General features: G+C 75.5%; 1 protein-coding gene and 1 pseudogene. Both read left to right on the forward strand.

The window, feature by feature from the left end; translation table 11 throughout:
- The first annotated feature begins 179 nt into the window (after positions 1 to 179).
- The gene (locus tag ACFXB5_RS53215; RefSeq protein WP_385223222.1) at positions 180 to 1709 is read left to right on the forward strand and encodes a sulfite exporter TauE/SafE family protein; all 1530 of its coding nucleotides are present in this window, start codon (positions 180 to 182) and stop codon (positions 1707 to 1709) included.
- 46 nt (positions 1710 to 1755) lie between these two features.
- Positions 1756 to 2596, forward strand: a pseudogene (locus ACFXB5_RS53220) (serine/threonine-protein kinase); the annotation flags it as partial.
- Positions 2597 to 3271 lie beyond the last annotated feature (675 nt).

The following is a 3271-nucleotide window of genomic DNA, read 5'->3' on the forward strand; positions in this document are numbered from 1 at the left end:
ACCCACCCCCCCCACAGGGGCTCCCCCCCCCAAGCCGCTCAGTAGAACACCAGAACCCCGGGCAGCGCGCCCATTGGCGGCTCGCGGCCCTGCCCCCAACCGGGGACCAGCCCCGGGCTCCCCGCCGCCGAACGCCCGCCAGCGAAACCCAGAGCCCCGGGCGGCGCATCCGTAGGCGGATGGCGGCCTTTGGGGTGCTGGTGGGGGCCGTGGCGATGGTGGTGTTGCCTGCCGGGAGTGCCGAGGCGCATCCGCTCGGGAACTTCACCGTCAACCGTTACGACGGGCTCGTGGTCACCCCCGGGACGCTGCGGGTCGACCATGTCGAGGACCTCGCCGAGATCCCCGCCGCCCAGGCGAAGCCGGAGATCGACCGCGACGGCGACGACGCGCTGTCCGGGCGGGAGTTGGGCGCGTGGGCGGCGCGGCGGTGCGCGAGCGCGGCGGAGGGGGCGCGGCTGACGGTCGACGGGCGCGAGGTGCCCGTACGCGCCGGGCGCGCGCAGGCCCGTACGCGCCCCGGCCAGGCCGGGCTGCCGACGCTGCGGGTGGAGTGCCGTCTCACGGCCGCGCTGGGCGACGGCGAGCGGGCGACGGTCGCCTATCGCCCGCGCGACATCGGTACGGGCCCCGGCTGGCGGGAGGTGACGGCACAGGGCGACCGTATGACGCTCACCGATGCCAACGTCCCCAAGACCTCCGCCTCCCACCGGCTGGTCCGCTACCCGGCGGGGCAGCTCTCCTCGCCGTCCGATCAGCGGTCGGCCGCGCTCAAGGTCAAGGCGGGCGGCCCCGCGCTCACGAGCGCGGCGGAGTCCGACCGGGAGGACGCGGTGGGCTCGTCGGTGCTGCCGCGCGGGGTGGACCGGTGGACACAGGCGCTCACCTCGATGGTGGCGCGCCATGACATCACCTTCGGCTTCGCCCTTACGGCCTTCGCCACGGCCGTTCTGCTGGGCGCGATGCACGCCCTGGCCCCCGGCCACGGCAAGACGATGATGGCGGCGGCCGCCGCGGCGGGCGGGCGCAGCGCGCTGCGCGACGTACTGGCGCTCGGCGCGTCGGTGACGGTCACCCACACCTTGGGGGTGTTCGCGTTGGGGCTGCTGGTCACGGCGGGTTCGGCGGCCGCCCCCTCGGTGATCTCGTGGCTGGGCATCGCGAGCGGTGTGCTGGTGGCGGTGGCCGGGGCGGGGCTGCTCCGCAAGGCGCTGCGCCGCCGTCGACACATGCACGCCCACCACCACAGCCACGACCACGGCCATGCGCATGCACACGGCCACGACCACGCCCACGACCACGCGGATACGCACACCCACGACCACGGCGACGGTCACACCCACACCCACGAGGTGCGCCCCACCCTGCGCGGCACGCTGCTGCTCGGCTTCGCCGGGGGCATGGTGCCCAGCCCCTCCGCCGTCATCGTGCTCGTCGGCGCGGCCGCGCTGGGCCAGGCGTGGTTCGGCTTCGTCCTGGTGGTGGCGTACGGGCTCGGGCTGGCGCTGACGCTCACACTGGCGGGGTTCACCGCGGTGCGCCTGGGCGTGCGGGCCACGGAACGGCTGGCGGCGCGCAAGGGGTCCGGGGGCCGGATCGACCGGCTGCTGGGGGCGGTGCGCCGCGCCTCACCCGTCGGAACCGCCGCCATCGTCCTCGCGCTGGGGTGCGGATTGGTGCTGAGGGGGGCGGCAACCACGCTCGGTTGAGGTACATTCAGCCCGAATTGCTCGGTTGAGGGGGAGGGGCTCGGCCATGAGCGAAGAGGGTGTCGGGCGGCAGGGCGAGCGGGTGGGCGGCGGCCGTTACCGCCTGCTGGGCGAGTTGGGCCGGGGCGGCATGGGCGTGGTGTGGCGCGCGTACGACGAGGCGCTGGGCCGCGAGGTCGCCATCAAGGAGGTGCGCGCCCCGGCCGGGCTCGGGGACCGCGACATCGGCCGGCTGTACGCGCGGATGGAGCGCGAGGGCCGGGCGGCGGCGCGGGTGTCGCACCGCAATGTGGTCACCGTTTACGACGTGGCCATGGAGGGCCGCCCGTGGATCGTGATGGAGCTGGTGCGCGGGCTGTCACTGGCCGATGTGCTCGACGCCGAGGGGCCGCTGCCGCCCGCGCGGGCCGCGCGCGTCGGCGCGGAGGTGCTGGCCGCGCTGCGGGCCGCGCATGCGGTGGGCGTGCTGCACCGGGACGTCAAACCGGGCAATGTGCTGATGGCCAACGACGGCCGGGTGGTGCTCACCGACTTCGGGATCGCGGTGGTGGAGGGCGATGCGGCGCTGACGCTGACCGGGGAGCTGGTGGGCTCCCCGGAGTTCCTCGCCCCGGAGCGCGCCCTGGGGCGGTCGCCGGGCCCGGAGTCGGATCTGTGGTCGCTGGGCGTGCTGCTGTACGCGGCGGTGGAGGGCTTCTCGCCGTTCCGCCAGGACACCCCGCTGAGCACGCTGCGCGCCGTGGTGGACGAGTCGCTGCCCGAGCCCCGCCGGGCCGGACCGCTCACCTCCGTACTGGAGGGACTGCTGGACAAGGATCCGCGGCGGCGGCTTGCGGCTGCGGAGGCGGAGCGGCTGCTGCGGCTGGTGGCCGCGGGAGGCACACCGGCGGGCGGCTCGGTGTCGTCCTCGGACGCCTTCGGCCCTGCCGCCACGGCGGAGACGGAGCCCCTGGGCCGGTTGGGCCGGTTACCGGAGCCCGGTGCGACGCCCACGTATCCCCCGGCCCCGGACGGCCCGACGGGACCCGCCGATGAGCCACCGCCACCCCGGCGGCAGCGGGCCGCGGTGGCGGCGTTGGTGGCCGGGACGCTGCTGGCCGTACTGGCGCTGGGCGGGCTGGCCTGGGCCCTGCTGAACAACGGCGGCTAGGCCGTCCGACGAAGCGTGCCGCCCGCGGCGGGCCGCCCCTCTCCCCGCAGCATCGACATACGACTCCGCCACGTAGCAGGGCTCCGCCCCTGGACCCCGGAAATCCAGGCTCGACCACCTCGGCCCCCACGGGTGAGCAAGCTCCGCCCCAAACCCCTGGGGTCCAGGGGCGGAGCCCTTGGTATCGGGAAGGGGCGGGGCGGGGAAAGCATCGAGATACGACTCCGCCGCATGGCAGGGGCTTCGCCCCAGACCCCGGACCGGGCTTCACTCCTTCCCCCAGCGTCGACATACGACTCCGCCACGTGGCAAGTCTCCGCCCCTGGACCCCGGGGTCTGGGGCGGAGCCCCCCACGCGGCGGAGCCGCATATCGTCAGGTGTCGGGAAGGGGCGGGGCGGGGAGCGGTCCGC

The organism is Streptomyces sp. NPDC059455, from assembly GCF_042750115.1.
GTDB classification, from domain to species: Bacteria; Actinomycetota; Actinomycetes; order Streptomycetales; family Streptomycetaceae; genus Streptomyces; species Streptomyces endocoffeicus.